Below are 19,195 nucleotides of genomic sequence, written 5' to 3'. Positions count from 1 at the left end.
GTTATGGGCACCAAAGACCATCAACTCACCATCAAAAAATATATCGACGACAACTACCACACGAATCAGGAACTCGCTAAAGCGATCCATGCACATCCAGAAGTCAGCAACCACGAATATTACAGTTCTGACTTACTCTCTGGACAGTTGACGTCTTATGGATTCCATGTGGAGAAGAATGTCGCCGGTCATCCGACTGCCTTTGACGCACGCTACAAAGCGTCAAAACCTGGTGCAACCATCGTCCTACTCGCTGAATACGACGCCCTACCCGGTATCGGCCACGCCTGTGGACACAACCTCTACGGTAACTATTCGATTCTTGCGGCCGCCGCTTTGAAGCAAGTCATCGATGACGTCGGTGGTGAGATCCGCGTCTACGGGACACCCGGGGAAGAAGGCGGCGAAAACGGCTCTGCGAAAGGTAGTTTCGTCAAGTACGGCTACTTCGATGATGTCGATGCAGCGCTATCCACGCATCCCGGTGTCAAATATCGTCCGACTGCCCGACTCAAAGCGGTCAAACCAGTCGATATCGTCTTCCACGGCAAGTCGGCGCATGCTGCCGGAAATCCAGAAGATGGTCGCAGTGCCCTCGAAGCCCTGATCCAAACGTATAACGGCATTAACGCGCTCCGTCTCTATCTGCCAGAAGACGTCAATATCCACGGCGTGATCACGAACGGTGGTGAGGCGCCGAACGTGATTCCAGATTATGCGTCGGCACGCTTCTACTTGCGTGCCAACTCGAAATTCACCGCCCAGGATGTCTACGATAAAGTCGAAAAAGTCGTCGCCGGTGCCGCCCTAACCACAGGGACCACCTACGAATTTGGACTCTTCCAAAACGCAGTCGACGATATGGTCTTAACGCCACTCTTCGAAGAGGTCTACGCCGCCCACTACAAGGATCTGCATATTCCTGAATCTGAAATCGAGACCACGTCCATGTCCTCCGGTTCCTCCGACGTTGGGAACGTCAGTCACGTTGTCCCAACGATCGAACCTTACACGTTGATTTCAGATGTCGATATTCCAGGGCATTCCGAAGCCTTCAAAGCCGCAGCACTTAGCGAACGCGGGATGAATTCCATTCCGATCGCTGCCAAACTGCTCGCCCTCACCGCTTTGGATCTCTACGAAGACGAACAACTTCTCGAACGCATCAAAGCACAACACGCTGAAAACCTACGCTTACAAGAAAAACACTAACCAACAAAAAAGGGAAACTGCCAAAGCAACGCAGCTTCCCTTTTTTTTACTGTAAAAATTTCTCTAAATTCTGTGCACTTCGAGTAAGGATCGCTTCAACCGTTGTCCCACGCAGTTCAGCAATGACCCAAGCGCTCGCTTCGAGTGCCGCTACCCAACGTTCTGGTGCTGGCAGCCCTTCACGTTCAATCCCATATGCCCAGTCGACAGAACGCAACCCGTCCGTTTCAAGTAAGAGTTTATCCGTTGGGACACGTCTGGCGAGACGTTGAACATGTGGTGCACAATCGACATCTGGACCGATCGAAAACCAGCAGTCGCATTGGATAAAGTCTTCAATATAATCCGGGCAGTCGTACCAGTGAATGAGGTAGCGGGTGGGATAGTGTTGAATCGTTTCTAACACTTCCCGTTCCGCGGCTTTGGTGTGGAGAATGACGGGTTTTTGCCATGCGGTCGCTAGTGCGAGCTGTTTCTCAAAAACCAATTGTTGTACCGTCAACGGAATAGCTGTCCACTCCTGATCGAGCCCGATTTCACCGATCACTGGTGCTGCTCGCAAGCAATTAAGATCATCAGCCGTCACGCCGCGGTCGCTATCCCACGGGTGGACGCCATAACTGGTCGTCACATGATGAGCTTCCGCAAGTGCCCGCTGATTCCACTGCCATTCAGTCGGTGTTTGGCTATTAACGATTGCACGTATGTCCATCCTTTTCAGGTAATCCGCGTACGGTTGATACTGTTCGAGGTGCGTATGCGCATCGCTCCACATTAGGCATCCCCACTCGCATGCAACCCATCAAAAATCTTCGAACGAAGCGGTTCCTGACTGGCGAGCCATTGCCGATCGCGCGATTCAAACGGCGCTGTAATGTCGAAGATTTCCTTTACGTGCATCGGTCGCTTCGAGAGCACGATGACTTTGGAGCTGAGATAGATGGCTTCCTCGATATCGTGCGTGACGAGCAGGGTCGTCCGCTTAATATCCGATGACAAATGAAGAAACCAGTCCTGCATGATCGTGCGCGTCATCGAGTCCAGAGCGCCGAACGGTTCGTCGAGCAGGAGATACTTGGCGGGATTATTGACGCTTCGAAGCAGAGCGGCGCGCTGTCGTAACCCACCGGATAATTCTTCCGGGATAAAGTCGCGATAATCCCAGAGGCCAAATACCTTGAGGCGCTCCTCGAGTTGTTGTTCGTCGATCGGTTGCTTATTGATCCGATGCCAGAGCACTGCATTTTCACGCAACGTCAGCCACGGCAACAACAGATGATCCTGTGGCATGTAGCTGAACGCTGTGGAAAGGCCGTCGTTCGCCTGACCGTCGACCGTAATCTTGCCCTGATCCGGTGTCAAAATACCGGACAGCGCCTTGATCAAGGTCGATTTTCCCGCCCCACTCGGCGCAATCAAAGAGACGAATTCACCGGCTTCGACCGTCAGCGTAACGTCGTCCAACACGCGCAATTCATCGAATCCGAGCGTCAGATGCTCAATTTGAATGCTCATCACATTCGCTCCTTTAATTAATCAACGTATTCGTTAGTAAACATTTCATCAGATGGGATGTCGCGGTCGATCAAATCATGTTCCAGCATAAACTTGGTGTAGTTATCCCATCTGTCAGCTTCCATGTGCCCCCACTGTTCAGGATCGGACGCATAGACATTGCTCAAGTATTCCTGCGAAGCGAGGAGGTCGTCTCTTTCCATCCCTTCCGTGTAATTGATCAAGATATCAGTCGCTTCTTCAGGATTAGCTATCGCGTCTTGGTACCCGTGTTTTAAGGCTTGGATAAAGTTCTTGGTGAGTTTGGGGTTATCCTGAACAAATGCGTCATTACCGATAATCAACGGTGTGTAGTAGTCCAAGTTTTCGTTCAACTCACGCACCATAATGGCGTTTAAGTCAATCCCCTGCTGTTCCGCAAAGACGCCATCCCAACCTTGGAAGAACCATTTAATGTCGATGTCCTGACCGAGATCTTCAGCGCCGTTACCGGTATCGCCGACCATGGTGAGCTTGTCGAAGTTGGCACCTGCTTCTGTCATCACAGCTCTGATAATCGCTTCCTCAGTCGGCGCCTGCCAACCACCGTAAACTTTACCTTCGAAGTCTTTCGGTGAGGTGATGTTTTCGCTCGCTAAGGAGTAGAAACCAGACGTGTTGTGTTCGATAATCGCTGCGAGTGCAGTGACTGGAATCTGATCATCGCCTTGGTGGGCATACGTCACATCTTCCTGGATACTGTAGCCGAATTGCGCACGGCCCGCACCGACAATCCCGGTACTCGTCTGACCATCGCCCGGCTCGATCACGTTCACCTTAATGCCTACGTCATCAAAATAGCCTTTGTCCATCGCTACGTAGAGGCCCGTGTGGTTCGTATTCGGCACGTAATCCAAAATCACGGTGATTTCCTCTGCTGCATCATTGTTGTCGGATTGCGCACTCTCCGTATCGCCCGCCTGTTGATTTCCACAGGCAACGAGTAGGATCATCGCCCCGAGTACCAACATGAGGCGCTTCGCTTTTTGCCAGAAATGCATGAATATCATCCTTTCGTGCTGTTTCGTCTGTATAAATAATGGTGGTACATTTTTCGCAAAAGGATCGTGACGCCGGTGAGACTGAGACTCAGGATCACCACCCAGATGATTGCCGCAAAGACACGGCTGATCTGGTACCCGCTGTTCGCGCGGATCATGTAGTAACCGAGACCAGATTTGGCGTTCAACCATTCCCCGATGATCGCACCACCCGCCGCATAGGTCGCCGCAATCTGCAGTCCGGCGAAGAAATTATCCATCGCCATCGGAATCTTGATCAGTCGATAGATCTGACGCTCACTCGCCCCCATCGTCCGCATCAACGTCATCTGTTCGTCAGGCACACTTTTGAGTCCCTGCGTGAAGTTCACGACGATGGAGAAGAAACTCATCAAAATCACGAGGATGATCTTCGGTGTCCACCCGAAGCCGAACCAGAGCGTGAGCAGTGGCCCGATAACCATCATCGGTAGGGTCTGAGAGATCACTAACATCGTATAGACCGAGCGGTAAATTAACTGCCAGTAATCCATCAACAACGCGATCACGAACGCAAAGGTCGCTGCGAGCACTAAACCGATCACCGATTCCATTAACGTCACGAGCATATGTGGAACGAGCGTCGGCATTTCATTGAACCAGACGCGAATGACGGCGAGTGGACTCGGCAGGATATAACTCGGTGTCCCGAATACGGTCACCGCCACCTGCCAAATAATGATCACGATGAGAAAACTAATGATCGGATAGTAAGCTTTGCGCATTGAACCGCCTCCTTTCGTCTATATTTCCAAAAGCATATAAAAAAGCGCAGCAGGAAGCCCCACTGCGCCATTATCGCCTTTGTGCATTCCTACGTTGGTATCACCCAAATCAGGTTCGAGGGTCAGGATCCTATCCACTCTCAGTTCGCCGAACGAACTCCCCTTGCATATTCACATATGACGAAAGCGTTACACTTTCACTGAAAGTCTAGCACTTTTGGTTAATATCCTCAATTTTTATGTCTGCGACTACTCACCAAACACAGCCGGACGCAACTGATCCATCACGCGAACAACCGCCTGCATCAACTGGTGATGTTCGCAGTGCGCGGTCTTGTAGTCGTCTTCGTGCATGATGTAGTGTGCGAATTCTTCTGCTTCAAAGGATAACGCCGCCTGATCGACAGGTTCGACACTGATCGCATCCGCTTCATCGTCCAACAGCTCCGCACGTGAAATCATCTGAATACCGTCCAACGACAGCGTGTGCTTGCCAAAGTAGATCTCGCTCGGCTGTTCATCGTTGTACTGTTTTGAGACGTGTAGGTAGACGCTGAAATCGCCGTAGCCTAAAACGATCATTCCCGAGCCGTCGACACCACTCGCCAATTTCTGTGGGAAGTAGTGCGCGTCGGTCGGTTCACCAAACCAGGCGATCGCTGCATAGACGAGGTAGACACCGAGGTCGTTCAACGCACCACCCGCGAATTCTTTAGTAAAGACGTTCGGATTGTCTCCGTTCAAGTAGCTGTCGAATTTGGACGAGTACTGTCCGTAGTGGAGTTCCGCCCCGGATAAGTCCGCGCGATGTTTGTGGATGTATTCTCTAACTGTCTTGAAATTCGGTTCGAAGACGTGGCGTGCGGCTTCAACCACAATGAGCCCTTTATCCGCTGCGATAGCTTCTAATTCTTTGAGTTCCTCAGCAGACTGCACGATCGGTTTTTCGACGATGACGGACTTGCCGTGTTCGAGCGCCTGTTTTGCCTGTTGAAAGTGCAAGGCGTTCGGTCCAGCGACGTAAATCACATCGATATCATCTACATTGTAAAAGGCTTCGCGGTCCGTCGTCACTTTAGCATTTTCACCGAGAGCTGCAAGCGGTTCGGCATGATCCGCATGACGGCTGTAGACCCATGTCAGTTCATAGTGGCCTGTTTCGAGTGCGGCATTAATGAAGGATTCCGTGATCCAGCTCGTGCCGATAGTTCCTAATTTTAAAATTTTAATCGTCCCCTTTCTTCAAACAACCGTTTCCATTATAATATGGTATTACTCATTTTCATAGTCTCACCCTGATGAAACTCGGTCTGCTATAGTGAATGTGTAGTCGTTCTACAGGACTACCCAAGCCTGTGAGCGTCAAAAAAAATTACAAGGAGGGAATATTATGGTAGGCATTATTCTTGCTAGTCACGGGGATTTCGCAGCCGGCATCAAACAGTCGGGTGAAATGATCTTCGGAGCGCAAGAACAATTGGAGGCAGTTACCTTCCAGCCCGACGAAGGTCCGGAAGACTTGCGGGCGCATCTCTTGGAAGCTATCGACAAACTTGGCGGCGATACCCAAGAGATTTTGTTTTTGATCGATTTGTGGGGTGGCTCACCGTTCAATCAGGCGAACCTCCTATTCGAGGAACATCCGGACAATTTCGCAATGGTGACGGGGTTAAACCTCCCGATGTTGGTCGAAGCACTCGGTCAACGTTTTGCGAGTGAATCGGCACATGAGATCGCAGAAAACATCCTGAAACCAGCTGCTGAAGGTGTCAAAGTCCGCCCAGAAGCACTGCAGAAGGATACCGCACCAGTAGCTTCAGAAGAAAAAACGGATGAACATGCGACTGATGCGAAAGCCGTAGCTTCAAACGGGATGATCCCAGAAGGCACGGTTCTCGGCGACGGGAAGATCGAATACGTCCTCGCACGTATCGATACGCGTCTCTTGCACGGTCAGGTCGCTACTGGGTGGGCGAAAGCCACTAATCCGAACCGTATCATCGTGGTTTCCGACAGTGTCGCACACGACAAGATGCGTAAAGCCTTGATCAGTCAGGCGGCACCGGCTGGGATGTATTCAAACGTGATCCCGATCAGCAAATTTGCAGAAATCGACAAGGATCCTCGTTTCGGAACCACCCGCGCCTTGCTGTTGTTCGAAACCCCGCAAGACGTGCTCGCTGCCTTGAAAGCCGGCGTGGAACTGAAACGTGTGAACGTCGGTTCGATGGCGCACTCGAACGGGAAAACAATGCTCACGAACACGGTCTCTGTCGATGCTCAGGATGTCGAAGATTTCCGCACCATGATGAATGAGTATGGTGTCGAATTCTACGCACAACCCGTGCCGAACGACAAACCGCGCGACTTCAAAAAGATACTCGACGAAATGAAATCATAGGGAAAGGGAAAACTCATGACAGCTATTAGTTATTTACTTGTTTTCATTGTTGCCCTCTTTGCCGGTTTCGGAAGTATCCTCGACCAGTTCCAGCTTCACCAACCGATCATCACTTGTACCTTGATCGGTATCGTGACTGGACACCCCGTTGAAGGATTACTCCTCGGTGGGCAAATGCAGCTGATCGTTTTAGGATGGATGAATATCGGTGCTGCTGCATCACCAGATACCGCCTTAGCCGGTGTCGTTTCTTCCATCTTGGTAACCATCAAAGGTGCCGACATCAGCGAAGGGATTGCGCTCGCGATTCCATTAGCGATTGCCGGACAGTTGTTGACGATCTTCGTTCGTACCTTAACAGTGGGTCTCGGTCACTACGCCGACAAATCCGCTGAATCAGGTTCCGCACGCGGGGTCGTTGTCGCAACTTACACCGGACTGTTCATGCAAGGAATGCGTATCGCCTTGCCAGCACTTGCGGTATTGGCCGTACCAACTGACGTCGTCACTAACGCCCTCCAATCCATTCCAGAATGGTTGACTGGTGGATTGAACGTCGGTGGTGGGATGATCGTTGCAGTCGGTTACGCGATGGTCATCAACATGATGGCGACCCGTGAAAACTGGCCGTTCTTCTTCCTCGGTTTTGCGCTTTCTGCCATTTCATCCTTGAACTTGGTAGCGATGGGTATTATCGGGTTGGTCCTCGCGATCGTCTACATCCAGCTCGCTCCACAATTCAACAAAAATAACCAAAACGGTGGCTCAGGTGGCGGCGGTGGAACCGTCGATGACGCGCTCGATGCCATTCTCGAAGACTACGAATAGGAGGTACAGCGATGAGTGAACAAACTGCAGAACCACGCGTAACAATCTCAAAACGCGATCGCTTATACATTAGCTGGCGACTCACCTTTATCCAGGCTTGCTGGAACTTCGAACGTATGCACAACGTTGGTATGGCCTACGTGATGTTGCCTTTACTCAAGAAACTCTACAAAGATCCTGAAGAATACAAACAATCACTCCAACGTCACTTGGAGTTCTTCAACTGTCATCCATACCTTGAAGCACCGATCCTCGGTGTCGTGATGGCATTCGAAGAAGAAAAAGCGAACGGTACCCCGATCGACGATGCAACGATCAACAGTGTGAAGGTCGGTATGATGGGACCGTTAGCCGGTGTCGGTGATCCAATCTTCTGGGGAACGATCCGTCCGGTTATCGGTGCCTTTGCCGCATCACTCGCACTCTCGCAGAGTATGCTCGGGCCATTATTATTCTTTGTGCTCTGGAACCTGATCCGTATCAGCTTCATGTGGTACACGCAGGAATTCGCGTACCGCCAAGGGGAAAGCATTACCGAAGACTTGAGCGGTGGTTTACTCAAGAAAATCACGCTCGGTTCATCTATCTTAGGGATGTTCGTTATGGGTGTGCTCGTGCCACGTTGGACCACGATGAACTTCTCCATGAAGATTTCTGAGATCGAAAACTCCGCGGACTCAATGGTGAACTTCAACGAACTCGTTCAACAAGTGAACCAAAATATCCTGAGTCCTGACGCCATTCGAAACGTCATTAACCAGATGAACGACGGCTTGAATGTCAACCCGACGACAGTTCAGACCTTAGGCGACATCTTCCAACAAATCTTGCCAGGAATGATGCCACTCGCGTTGACCTTCTTCTGTATCTGGTTGTTACGTAAGAACGTCAGCCCAATCAAGATCATTCTCTTGATCTTCTTGCTTGGTATCATCTTCAACGCACTAGGAATCATGTCCTAAGATGGTCGACTATCGCCCACTGAATGATGAGATCGACTACGCAACTCGCGCCAACTCGAATTATCAACCCATGAATCCACAATCCGGCGTCTTACTGATCGGGAACAAGGGGGTTGAATTCCAGAGTGAAAAATCGCGCGGTTATATTCAAATTCCGTGGCAATCCATCTCAGCGGTTCAGGTACAGTTCATGTTCTTCGACCGCTACGTCCGCGGTTTCACCATTCAAACGACCGAAGATAATACCACGTCGTCCTTTGAATTTATCGTGAAGGATGCCAAGGAAACCTTGAAAGTCATGCGGAAACATCTCCCACGCGAAACGTTTAGTCGTCAGCGTGAGAACTTCCGCCATCTCTTCAAGAAGAAATAACGACAATCATTAATTACTTGCAACCAAAAAAGCGTTTTGAGTCAACGAGTGCTCAAAACGCTTTTTCTATTGCTATGCTGCTGTTTAACTGTTCTGTACTTGCGGTACACGGTGCAAGATATGGTACAGTACGAGACCGACCACGCTACCGACAACGGCTTGAATGGTATCGGTGAATAATCCCGGAATCCCAGCCGTGACACCGTAGCGAATGGTATTAGTGATACGACGATAATGGCGCCGACCACAATTGCGAGCGCTTTGGATTTATTATCGTCGCGCTTGGCAATCGCACCGACCGCAAAACCTTCGAGACCGTGGACGACGAGTGAGAATGGCATGAAAATCGCATAGCCCGAAACGAGATCGAGCAACAAGCCACTCAAACCGCCGACAATGGCACCTTCTCGCTTGCCGTACAACAACGCCGCGAAAATAATTCCCGCATCGCATAGATTAATATTACCGTTCGTTGCAGGAACAGGAATCAAAATAAAGAATGCCATCGCAACGTTGAGGGCGACAATCATCGCTAAGATCATGGCGCGTTTCAGATTCATGAGCGTTCACCTCCTAACGATAGTCCGTGATATGCCTATCATGCAAACGTAGGAGGTAAGCGCAAACATTAACTATTCCGCTTTGAAATTCGGATGCGACGCGATGATAGTGAGGTTACCCGTAATCGTCGCCTCAGTAACATCCGTCGGCAAAATCAACGAATCAGATAGTTTCAAAGGTGTACTCTCACCGTCGATCACAAGCTCCCCTTCACCTTCAATCACTGTCAGTAAGTAGTAATTCTCAGGTAAGTCGTAAGTTGCTTCACTGTGAATTTCCGCTCTGTAGACGCTGAAGTAAGTCGCATCGACAAACTGTGTCAATTCGCTATCACCGATCTGTGTCGTGATCGGCTCTTGTTTTTCTAGTTGATCTGGGACGTTAGTCACAGCCTTGGCATCGTCCAAGTGAAGCTCGCGCAACTGTCCGGAAGTGTCCGGGCGATCGTAGTCATAGACACGGTACGTCACGTCAGAACTCTGCTGCGTTTCGATCACGGCAGTGCCGGCTTCTAACGCATGAATCGTCCCACTCGGTACGTAGTAGAAGTCGTCCTTTTGAACAGGGACGTGGCGCAACAACTTATCCCATGCGCCATCATCCACCATCTGATCGAACTGTGCCTTCGTCTCCGCATTGTGTCCGTAAACTAACGTCGTGCCCGGTTTCGTATCCATAATGTACCAGGATTCGGTCTTGCCGAGGTCATCCTCGTGTTCGAGCGCGTAGTCGTCGCCTGGATGCACCTGAACGGAGAGATCATCCTTCGCATCGAGTAATTTCACGAGCAGTGGAAAGCGTTCCGGATGCGGCTCGCCGAACAGCTCTGGGTGTGCATCGTAAAGGTCACGAAGTCCCATTCCCGCATACGGCGAAGGCTCGAGAACGAGACTCTGATCATCCTTGTAGGCACTGATCAGCCACGCTTCACCCGTGTGATCGCTCGGTGTGTCGAAACCGAATGCTTCCTTGATATAATTCCCACCCCATACTTTTTCACGGAAGGCGGGAGAGAGATAGATTGGACGGTTGTACGCCATCCCAGTCACCTGCTTTCTACAATAATTTCGCAGCGTCCTTATCTAAAAGAATTAACACGTTGTCGTGGTTCTGCAGTGCAGTTGCGGGTACGTCTTCGGACGGTTCATCGTTCACCATCGCACGGACAGCCTCTGCTTTATCTTCACCGAAAGCCATCAAAATAATCTTTTCAGCCTTCATGATGGAGCCGATACCCATACTGTACGCGTAACGTGGCACGTCTTCTTCACGTTCGAAGAAACGTTTGTTGGCATCGATCGTTGATTCCGTCAAGCCAACTTTGCGCGTCTTCGATTCAAAAGAACTGCCCGGTTCGTTAAAACCGATGTGGCCGTTGCGACCGAGACCCAATAACTGTAATTCGATTGGGTGTTTTTCCAACAAGTCTTCGTAGTGAGATGTTTCTTCCTGTTCGTCGGTGTTCATTCCGTTCAAGAAGTAGGAATGTTGGAATGGTTTCGCGTCCATCAACTGTTCATGCATGAAGTATTGGTAGCTCTGTGGGTGATCCGCAGGCAAACCGAGGTATTCATCCAAGTTGAATGAGATGGAACGTGAAAAGTCTAAGTCGGACTCACGAAGCAAGCGGTAGAGTTCAGTTGGTGTGGAACCTGTCGCTAACCCGAAGACACTTGGGCCTTCCTCTAATAAATCACGATATTGAATAAAGGCTTCGCGTGAAGCTTCTGCTGCAGTGTTGAAAGTCTTAATTTCCATTGTCAATCCTCCAATTCAGTGTTCGTGTTTTCAGTGTAGCACAATTTCACTGTTTTCGGCGCTTAATAAATGAAAAATATCACGATACATCTACTATAGGATATAACGCCCAAACGCTCAAATTTAAACGCTCAGCTGCGTTCCCTATTACCACAATCAAAAATCCGCTTTCTTGATCAGATTCGAGCGCTGTTATCCAAACATCTATAAACTTTTTGAATTTCTATTTGACACACTTTCAAACAAATATTAAACTATAAACAAACATAAATAAACAAATTAAACGTTAACTATTGTTTAGAAAAGGAGTATTTAGTATGAAAGTCATTATTGGTTGTGACCGCGACGGCGAAACGCTCAAGGCGCAGTTGATCGATTACTTGAAAGCAGAAGGACACGACGTGATAGATGTGACCGAAACACCCGCAGAAGATTTTGTAGAATCGACCAATGCGATTGTTGACGCATTGAACGCAGATGAAAAAGCGATCGCCATCGCTATCGATAAATATGGCGTTGGTAGCTTCATGGCAGCTTCCAAACATCAAGGCATCGTGGCAGCTGAACTCTCCGATGAACGTACCGCCTACATGACACGCCGCCACAACAACGCCCGCCTCATCACGATGGGACAGGAAATTGTCGGTACCGAACTCGCCAAAAATATCGTCAAAGAATTCACATCAGCCGACTACGACGGTGGCCGTCACCAAGTGCGCGTCGACATGATGAATGCATTGTGCTAGGACAAGAGATTAAGGAGGAACATCACTTATGAAAATCGCTATCGGAAATGATCATATTGTGACAGACATGAAGATTAAAGTTGCGGACACCTTACGCGAAAAAGGCCACGAAGTGATCGACGTTGGCACACACGGCTTCGTACGTACTCACTACCCAATCTACGGTAAACAGGTCGGCGAACTCGTCTACAACGGCGATGTGGACTTCGGTGTCGTTTTATGTGGGACGGGTGTTGGGATCTCAAACAGCGCCAACAAAGTCGAAGGCGTCCGTGCAGCTTTAGTGCGTGACATGACTTCCGCTCTCTACGCACGCCGCGAACTCGATGCCAACGTGATCGCATTCGGTGGTACGATCTCCGGTCAGTTCTTGATGGAAGACATCATCGAAGCGTTCGTGAACGAGCCGTACAACCCAACCCCAGAAAACCAGAAACTGATCCAAAAGATCGCTGACTTGGAGAGCCACGATCCAGCCAAACACGACCCAGACTTCTTCGCGGAAGAGCTCAGAAAATGGGACGCTGGCGTCTACCACGACTAAATCTTTTGAAACGCGCGCGGTTTTTCATTGTTTTTATGGTAAACTTGGGATACAAAACATTTTAGGAGGCTAACCCATGATATTAACCGTGACCTTGAATCCATCGATCGACATTTCCTATCCATTGGAACACTTGGACGTCGATAACGTGAACCGTGTCAAAACCGTCAGCCGTACCGCTGGGGGTAAAGGACTCAACGTTTCCCGTGTCGCTCAGGCACTCGGCGAAGACGTCACTGCGACCGGCTTCGTTGGCGGTAACTACGGTAAGGAATTAATCGTCCTCGCTGAAAACGACGGCATTACGAGCGCATTTACAGAAATCGCTGGCAGCACGCGTGAATCGATCGCACTCTTGCACGATGGCGGTAACCAAACGGAAATCTTGGAAGCTGGCCCAACCATCTCAGACGACGAAAAACGCGCCTTCATCAAGCACTTTGAACAACTTTTAGACGACGCGGACGTTGTGACTTTGTCCGGCAGTCTGCCACAGGGATTGGATCCGGAATTCTATAGTCAGTTGATTGAAATGTGCGATGACTGTCACGTGAAAGTCCTACTCGACACGTCAAACCAGGCGCTCGAAGCATCTATCAAAGCCGAACACAAACCGGTCTTGATCAAACCGAACGATGCGGAACTCGCTGCGTTGCTCGGACGCGAGATCAACAGCACGGACGAACTCAAAGACGTGCTTCTCTCCGACGAACTCAAAGGCATCGAATGCGTGATCGTCTCTCTCGGTAAGGACGGCGCAATCGGACGTATCGGCGACAAATGCTACAAAGCCAACATCCCTACCCTAGACCACGTCGTTAACCCGGTCGGTTCCGGTGACTCAACCATCGCTGGTTTTGCGGTAGCGATCGCGCGTGGATTGAGCGCTGAGGAAATCCTCAAATACGGCATGACATGCGGGATGTTGAACGCCCAAGAAGAAAAAACGGGCTACATCAACAAAGCCAACTTCCCACAATTACACGATCAGATTGAGATCGAAGAAATCTAATCTAAACACAACAACACAAAACACATGACATCACACTGGGAACATTCACGTTGGATGTTCCTATTTTATTACAGTAGAAAGGCAACCTATGCTCAAAGAAGAACGGCAACTGGAAATCCTCAAACGCCTGAACACCCAGGGCACGGTGAGCGTGAACGACATTGTCGACAGTCTGGACGTCTCCGACATGACGGTGAGGCGTGACTTCGACGAATTAGAAGCGTCCGGCAAACTCGTCCGTGTCAGAGGCGGTGCGATTGCGACCGAAAATAATTTCCTGCGCCACGAACTCTCACACAAAGACAAACAGATCCTAAATATTGACGAAAAAACGGCCGTCGCGAAGAAAGCCGCGTCTTTCATCGAAGAAGGCGACACGATTTTCTTAGGGCCTGGGACGACCATCGAAATGCTGGCGGGATTCATTCAACAGGACAACATTCGTGTGATCACGAACTGCCTGCCCGTCTTCCAGACCTTGAATCATTCGGATAACGACCTCTCTCTCTACTTGATCGGCGGTGCTATCCGTAAAATCACGCAGTCCTTCCACGGCGACATCGCCTGCCAGACGTTGGAGAGCATGTATTTCGACAAAACGTTCTGCAGTGCCAACGCCGTCTCTAACGATCAGATCATGACGGCCACCTTCGAGGAAGGCGTCTCACAGAAAATCGCCCTAAACAATGCGGCCGAGCGTTTCCTCCTCATCGACGACTCCAAAGTCGGCAAGAAGGACTTCTACGCCTTCTACGCAATGAACGACATCTCTCACTACATCATCAATCCAAACGATGATGCCCTGCAGATCCTCGGACACGAAGACAAGCGTATCTTGGCGGACATGCCAGAGGAACCGCTATACTAATCAATCGCCCGGACGTCACCATGCGTCCGGTTTTTGTTTGCTTTACTTTTAGCCATGATAGGAATACGATGATAGCGATTTAAGAAATGGGAGGCGGAAGAGATGAAATCACAGGAAACACCATCGATTGACGAATTATTCGCTGCTGTTATCAAGCTTCAACAACTTTTGAACCGAACCAATCCGAACGCAAGAACGACCGCCTATGTAAATGAATATCTGCCTATTCTCAAGAAAAACAAGGATATCAATGACTTCATCTTTCTCAGTAAACTGCATTATTTCGCCATGACGCTACCCAATTACGCGGAAGACGACGATATCGACTTCACGGCGGATGAAATGGACTGCTGGGAAATTATCAACAGCGTCTTCAATGATCAGAGTGAGCCATACAGCTTACCGTTGTTGGAAGTTTCGGTGTTGAAGCTATTGGGGTTGATTTAACCCACACAAAAAAGCTGGTGAGCCTACATGCGTAGGTCGTCACCAGCTTTTGTTTATGTCGACTTATCTATCGATTATTTTTCATCTTTATGCATTTTCAACCATTTTCGTCCGGTTGTGACCAGCCTTCGTAGAATTGGGTGATGGATTCCCAACCTGGCATGTAAGGAAGGCCTACGTGGTGGTCAGGGTCAGCGAAGACTTCGAGTAATCCTGGTGTCCAGTGGGAACGTTCCTGAAGTTGTTCAGGCGTGATTTCGTGGACGATGGTGTTGCCTCTGCCTTCTTTGATTTTCTTACCGAATTCTGGGTCGATCAATGTTCCACGACCAACTGCGATGAAGTCCGTGTACTGCAAGGCGTCCGCCGCTGCTTCTTCACTGAAAATACCGTTCACGATGATCAGCTTCGTATCTTCGCTCAATACATCACGGAACAATTCCGCATAGGAGCGATCCACATTGGCAGGACCGGAGCTGTAACCCCCGAACAAGGAAATGTGGATATAGTCCGGTTCGAACTTGTCGACTTCCTTGATGAGTTCCTGCGCTTCCTTGTAGTCGTAACCGATGTCTTCGCCGTGAATTTCTTCCGGACTGATACGGTAACCGACGATGAAGTCTTTTGGACCGTATTCACGCGCGACACGTGTCACTTCCTTCACGATGGCGAGTGGGAACGCCATACGTTTTTCGAGTGAGCCACCCCAGTTGTCGGTACGGTGGTTTGAAATCTTGGAGAAGAACTGTTGAATACCATAGTGGTTGGCACCGTGGATTTCAACCCCATCGAAACCGGCATCGATCGCACGTTTCGTTGCGGCACCGAAGCTCTTGATGATGTCTAGAATCTCTTCGTTCGTCATTTCGCGCACTTTGTACGGTAGGAAGCTGTAGTCGATCGCAGATGGTGCGAGCACTTCCTTACCTTCCTGCGCACGTTTACGCGCTTCACGACCACCGTGGTGAATTTGGAGCACAGCTTTGTTGCCGTTGCGTTTAATGGATGTCGCAATACGTTTCATATCTTCCAAGTAGGAGTCATTGTAGAATGCGAGCTGATTACCGAGCCCGACCGGGTTACTGGAGCCACCCGTTTCGTGGACGTAACTGAACTCCACAATCACCATACCCGCAGATTCTGAACGTGCGTCGTAGTAGTCAAATGTCGCCTGTGTCGGACGACCTTCTGAGTCCCCACTGAATGTCGTCATTGGTGGTTGCACAATACGCGTTTCAACCGTTGCGCCGTGGCGGAAAGTCACTGTATCTGTTAATTTTTTCATGCGTTAGTTTCCTTTCTATAACTCGTTCATTCTTAATACATTTTGTCGTAAATATCCCATAATGTCAGCTCACGCTTGCAGTCGGCTTCGATTTCGCGGTGACGTGCTTCAACATATGGTAAGTTCTCTGGATGCGTGATGATATACGTCTCGTCAGCTTCCATTGCTTGGAAGAGACGTTCAGAAATCCCATCGATCGGAATACCTGTCGTAATATTGTGTTCCAGACGTTTCTGTGATTCTTTGTAGCCTTCTGTTTGGTAATGTTCTGGCGCATTATTAATGCTGAAGCGTTCTGGACGATAGCTTTCCGAGTGATGTAAATTCGTCTGAATGAACGCTGGACAGAACAATTGGATCTTGATGTAGTCAATATTCTGAAGCTCTAATGAATTCTTAATGGCTTCTGACACAGCTACCGATCCATGCTTGCTGGAGGAGTACGTTGGGTTAAAGCCAAAGCCTGGAATCAATCCTGCAATCGATGCGGTCGTAATCACGTTCGCTTGTGTTTTTTGTTTAATCATAATTGGTAAGACTTCTTTGAGGACGTAAGTCTGACCCATTAAGTTAACGCCAAGTACCCAATCCCAGTCTTGTGGGTGGAGATTGATCAGGTCTTCCGTCGCAGCTACCCCCGCATTGTTGAAGAGCACATCAATCTGCCCATACGTATCCATCGTCTTTTGAACGCTAGATTGAACTTCTTCATACACTGAGGTATCTGTTGGTAAAATTAATACGTCTGCACCTTTCGCTTCAAGTTCTTTTCCGACTTTTTCCAACGCTTCAGTATCGATATCGACCAACGCCAATTTCATATGTTGACGTTGCGCTTCTTTTGCGAATTCATAACCAAAACCGTGTGCTGCACCAGTAATGAATGCCACTTTATCGGTATAGTCAACGGTTACGCTGAGCGCATCTTTGGGTTCGAAGTCTTTTTCAATCGCACGATGACGTGCTTCAATTTTTTCGAGGAATTTCGGATGCGTGAGAATGTACATCTGTTCATCCTCAATCGCTTTGAATAGACGGAAACCAATCTCATCGATCGGTATACCCGTTTGAATTGAAATACTCAAGTAATCTTGAAGTTGTTTGTAAATTTCTGAACTGTAGAATGGATTTTCGGTGTCAGTGAAACGTTCCGGACGATGACGTTCACAGTGGTGAAGATCCGTCTGAATAAATCCAGGACAGAATACCGACACACCAATATTACCGATCTCATTCGCTTTACAGTAACTACGAATATCTTCAGCGAGCGCCACATTCGCATGTTTCGACGCTGAATATGTCACGCCGTTACCGAGACCGTGCAAGATCCCCGCAATCGATGATACTTCGATAATGTGTGCTGGCGTACCCTGCTCAATCATAATTGGCAGCACTTCATGCAACATATAAGCACGCGCATAAAGGTTGGTCGTCATACCCCATTCAAAATCTTTCACTGGTAATGTGGTGATGTCTGCTAGTGGTGACACCCCAGCATTGTCGAACAGGATGTCAATCGACCCAAACTGAGCCATGACTTCTTCTACCACATGTTTGGTTTCTTCCTGGATGGATACATCGGCTTGAATAGTCATCACATCATTAACACCGAGCTGTCTTAATAAAATTTTCACACCTGCGATATCACTGCGGTCAATATCTACTAAAGCAACCTTCATCCCGCGACGTGCCGCTTCAATCGCAAATACTTTCCCGAATCCATTACCAGAACCGGTAACTAAAGCCACTTTATCATTAAACTTCTTCATTAAATTACCTCCTTCTTCTTAAATGTTATCCGCTTACATAGTTAGTGTATCATATCACATATGTTTCACTCAAATAATATGATCATAAATGCACATGATAATTTTTAGAAAAATAAAAAAGGTGAACGACTCATTCGTCATCCACCTCATTCATTATTCCTGGCTATCGATGTATTCTTTTAGTTTCTGGATATCTTCAGCATTTTCAACATTCATAAATTTAACTTTTTTGCCTTTGATTTTGCGTACGGTACGACGGCTATTTTCAACCAAACCGCCTTTAGGGCCAACTTCAACGATTAATTCCACACCGTCTTTAACCATTTCACGGATGGTTTCTTCCCAACGTACTGGATTCCAAATATGACGATCGAGAATGTCAATCTGGTCATCTTCTACAGTAACTGACTTACCCGTAAGGTTCGTGTAGTAGGCAATTTCAGGGTTACGAACATCAACTTTTTTCAATTCTTCGGCCATTTTCGCACCAGCGTCCTTAATCAAGGTGGTGTGGAACGGCGCACTCACCTTTAACGGCGATGCCTTCTTCGCACCAGCTTCCATAGCGAGCTCAACCGCTTTGTCTACAGCGTCATTATAACCGGAGACTACAATATTTCCTGGCGCATTGAAGTTTGAGCATTCTACCGTATCAATTTTAGAAGCTTCTTTAGCGATTTCTTCAACTTTATCGCGATCTAAACCGAGGATTGCCACCATTTTACCGACGCCCTGAGCGACAACGTCCTGAATGAATTTCGCACGTTTGCCGACAAGCTGCACGGTATCTTCAAAATCAATAATATTTGCGGCAACTAATGCACCATATTCACCTAAACTGAATCCTGCCGCCATGTCCGGTTTGATGCCAGCTTCTTCAATCGCACGCAAAGTCGCAATTTCAACCGTATGGATCGTTGGTTGCTGATTCAACGTACTCAATAATTCCTCGTCACTACCCTCAAAACAAAGCTTGGCAATATCTCGTCCCGTCACTTCAGCTGCCTTATCAAAGGTTTCACGCGCGACTTCAAAATTATCGTAAATGGATTGTCCCATACCGAGGTATTGGCTGCCCTGACCTGGAAATACAAATGCTGTTTTCATCGT

General features: G+C 48.7%; 21 protein-coding genes and 1 riboswitch. Of the genes, 10 read left to right on the top strand and 11 right to left on the bottom strand.

What is annotated here, in order from left to right; all coding sequences use genetic code 11:
* Positions 1 to 3: 3 nt before the first annotated feature.
* Positions 4 to 1,212, top strand: coding sequence for a M20 family metallopeptidase (locus ACWOEX_RS02965; protein WP_455297849.1), 1,209 nt, complete (start codon positions 4 to 6; stop codon positions 1,210 to 1,212).
* Positions 1,213 to 1,258: 46 nt separating this feature from the next.
* Here ACWOEX_RS02965 and ACWOEX_RS02960 read toward each other — a convergent pair whose 3' ends face one another.
* The 5 genes from ACWOEX_RS02960 to ACWOEX_RS02940 form a co-directional block, all read right to left on the bottom strand.
* The gene (locus tag ACWOEX_RS02960; RefSeq protein WP_455297847.1) at positions 1,259 to 1,987 is read right to left on the bottom strand and encodes a TatD family hydrolase; all 729 of its coding nucleotides are present in this window, start codon (positions 1,985 to 1,987) and stop codon (positions 1,259 to 1,261) included.
* Positions 1,987 to 2,727, bottom strand: a complete 741-nt coding sequence (locus ACWOEX_RS02955) for an ABC transporter ATP-binding protein (RefSeq protein ID WP_455297845.1) — start codon at positions 2,725 to 2,727, stop codon at positions 1,987 to 1,989. Before ACWOEX_RS02955 ends, ACWOEX_RS02960 begins: the two co-directional genes overlap by 1 nt.
* A 17-nt stretch (positions 2,728 to 2,744) precedes the next feature.
* Entirely contained in the window at positions 2,745 to 3,767 is a 1,023-nt protein-coding gene (locus ACWOEX_RS02950) for an ABC transporter substrate-binding protein (protein WP_455297843.1), read from the bottom strand.
* Positions 3,768 to 3,772: 5 nt separating this feature from the next.
* Entirely contained in the window at positions 3,773 to 4,531 is a 759-nt protein-coding gene (locus ACWOEX_RS02945) for an ABC transporter permease (protein ID WP_455297842.1), read from the bottom strand.
* Between the two features lie 69 nt (positions 4,532 to 4,600).
* Positions 4,601 to 4,705: riboswitch (TPP riboswitch) on the bottom strand.
* A 75-nt stretch (positions 4,706 to 4,780) separates the two neighbouring features.
* Entirely contained in the window at positions 4,781 to 5,737 is a 957-nt protein-coding gene (locus ACWOEX_RS02940) for a Gfo/Idh/MocA family protein (protein WP_455298164.1), read from the bottom strand.
* A 184-nt stretch (positions 5,738 to 5,921) separates the two neighbouring features.
* Here ACWOEX_RS02940 and ACWOEX_RS02935 point away from each other — a divergent pair, with 184 nt between their 5' ends.
* Genes ACWOEX_RS02935 through ACWOEX_RS02920 form a run of 4 tightly spaced genes read left to right on the top strand, consistent with a single transcriptional unit; the run spans position 5,922 to position 9,095 of the window.
* The gene (locus ACWOEX_RS02935; protein ID WP_455297840.1) at positions 5,922 to 6,932 is read left to right on the top strand and encodes a PTS sugar transporter subunit IIB; all 1,011 of its coding nucleotides are present in this window, start codon (positions 5,922 to 5,924) and stop codon (positions 6,930 to 6,932) included.
* 15 nt (positions 6,933 to 6,947) lie between these two features.
* Positions 6,948 to 7,760, top strand: a complete 813-nt coding sequence (locus ACWOEX_RS02930) for a PTS mannose/fructose/sorbose transporter subunit IIC (RefSeq protein ID WP_455297838.1) — start codon at positions 6,948 to 6,950, stop codon at positions 7,758 to 7,760.
* 11 nt (positions 7,761 to 7,771) lie between these two features.
* Positions 7,772 to 8,722, top strand: coding sequence for a PTS system mannose/fructose/sorbose family transporter subunit IID (locus ACWOEX_RS02925; protein WP_455297837.1), 951 nt, complete (start codon positions 7,772 to 7,774; stop codon positions 8,720 to 8,722).
* A 1-nt stretch (position 8,723) separates the two neighbouring features.
* The gene (locus ACWOEX_RS02920) at positions 8,724 to 9,095 is read left to right on the top strand and encodes a DUF956 family protein (RefSeq protein WP_455297835.1); all 372 of its coding nucleotides are present in this window, start codon (positions 8,724 to 8,726) and stop codon (positions 9,093 to 9,095) included.
* Between the two features lie 41 nt (positions 9,096 to 9,136).
* On the opposite strand, the gene ACWOEX_RS02915 is transcribed toward ACWOEX_RS02920, so the two are convergent.
* The 3 genes from ACWOEX_RS02915 to ACWOEX_RS02905 form a co-directional block, all read right to left on the bottom strand.
* Positions 9,137 to 9,655 (bottom strand): ECF transporter S component, encoded by a 519-nt coding sequence (locus tag ACWOEX_RS02915; RefSeq protein WP_455297833.1) that lies wholly within the window; start codon positions 9,653 to 9,655, stop codon positions 9,137 to 9,139.
* 72 nt (positions 9,656 to 9,727) lie between these two features.
* The gene (gene manA / locus ACWOEX_RS02910) at positions 9,728 to 10,696 is read right to left on the bottom strand and encodes a mannose-6-phosphate isomerase, class I (protein WP_455297831.1); all 969 of its coding nucleotides are present in this window, start codon (positions 10,694 to 10,696) and stop codon (positions 9,728 to 9,730) included.
* Between the two features lie 16 nt (positions 10,697 to 10,712).
* Positions 10,713 to 11,414, bottom strand: coding sequence for a glucosamine-6-phosphate deaminase (locus tag ACWOEX_RS02905; RefSeq protein WP_455297830.1), 702 nt, complete (start codon positions 11,412 to 11,414; stop codon positions 10,713 to 10,715).
* Positions 11,415 to 11,731: 317 nt separating this feature from the next.
* On the opposite strand from ACWOEX_RS02905, the gene lacA reads away from it, so the two are divergent.
* The 5 genes from lacA (at position 11,732) to ACWOEX_RS02880 (ending at position 15,031) form a co-directional block, all read left to right on the top strand.
* Positions 11,732 to 12,160: a galactose-6-phosphate isomerase subunit LacA gene (gene lacA, locus ACWOEX_RS02900; protein WP_455297828.1), complete on the top strand. Its 429-nt coding sequence runs from the start codon at positions 11,732 to 11,734 to the stop codon at positions 12,158 to 12,160.
* A 28-nt stretch (positions 12,161 to 12,188) separates the two neighbouring features.
* Positions 12,189 to 12,704, top strand: coding sequence for a galactose-6-phosphate isomerase subunit LacB (gene lacB, locus ACWOEX_RS02895; protein ID WP_455297826.1), 516 nt, complete (start codon positions 12,189 to 12,191; stop codon positions 12,702 to 12,704).
* A 76-nt stretch (positions 12,705 to 12,780) separates the two neighbouring features.
* Positions 12,781 to 13,716 carry a hexose kinase gene (locus ACWOEX_RS02890; RefSeq protein ID WP_455297824.1) on the top strand — a complete coding sequence of 312 codons (936 nt, stop codon included), beginning with the start codon at positions 12,781 to 12,783 and terminating at the stop codon, positions 13,714 to 13,716.
* 88 nt (positions 13,717 to 13,804) lie between these two features.
* Positions 13,805 to 14,584 (top strand): DeoR/GlpR family DNA-binding transcription regulator, encoded by a 780-nt coding sequence (locus tag ACWOEX_RS02885; RefSeq protein ID WP_455297822.1) that lies wholly within the window; start codon positions 13,805 to 13,807, stop codon positions 14,582 to 14,584.
* Positions 14,585 to 14,686: 102 nt separating this feature from the next.
* Positions 14,687 to 15,031, top strand: coding sequence for a hypothetical protein (locus tag ACWOEX_RS02880; RefSeq protein ID WP_455297820.1), 345 nt, complete (start codon positions 14,687 to 14,689; stop codon positions 15,029 to 15,031).
* Between the two features lie 97 nt (positions 15,032 to 15,128).
* Here ACWOEX_RS02880 and ACWOEX_RS02875 read toward each other — a convergent pair whose 3' ends face one another.
* From ACWOEX_RS02875 to fabD, 3 genes are all read right to left on the bottom strand, one after another.
* The gene (locus tag ACWOEX_RS02875; RefSeq protein ID WP_455297818.1) at positions 15,129 to 16,316 is read right to left on the bottom strand and encodes an oxidoreductase; all 1,188 of its coding nucleotides are present in this window, start codon (positions 16,314 to 16,316) and stop codon (positions 15,129 to 15,131) included.
* Positions 16,317 to 16,348: 32 nt separating this feature from the next.
* Positions 16,349 to 18,085, bottom strand: a complete 1,737-nt coding sequence (locus ACWOEX_RS02870; protein ID WP_455297817.1) for an SDR family NAD(P)-dependent oxidoreductase — start codon at positions 18,083 to 18,085, stop codon at positions 16,349 to 16,351.
* Between the two features lie 153 nt (positions 18,086 to 18,238).
* A complete protein-coding gene (gene fabD, locus ACWOEX_RS02865) occupies positions 18,239 to 19,192 on the bottom strand; it encodes an ACP S-malonyltransferase (RefSeq protein ID WP_455297816.1) in 954 nt (317 codons plus the stop codon).
* Positions 19,193 to 19,195 lie beyond the last annotated feature (3 nt).

The organism is Aerococcus vaginalis, assembly GCF_053762225.1.
The sequence above is the reverse complement of the archived record's forward strand: the minus strand, read 5'-3'. Positions and strand labels throughout refer to the sequence as shown.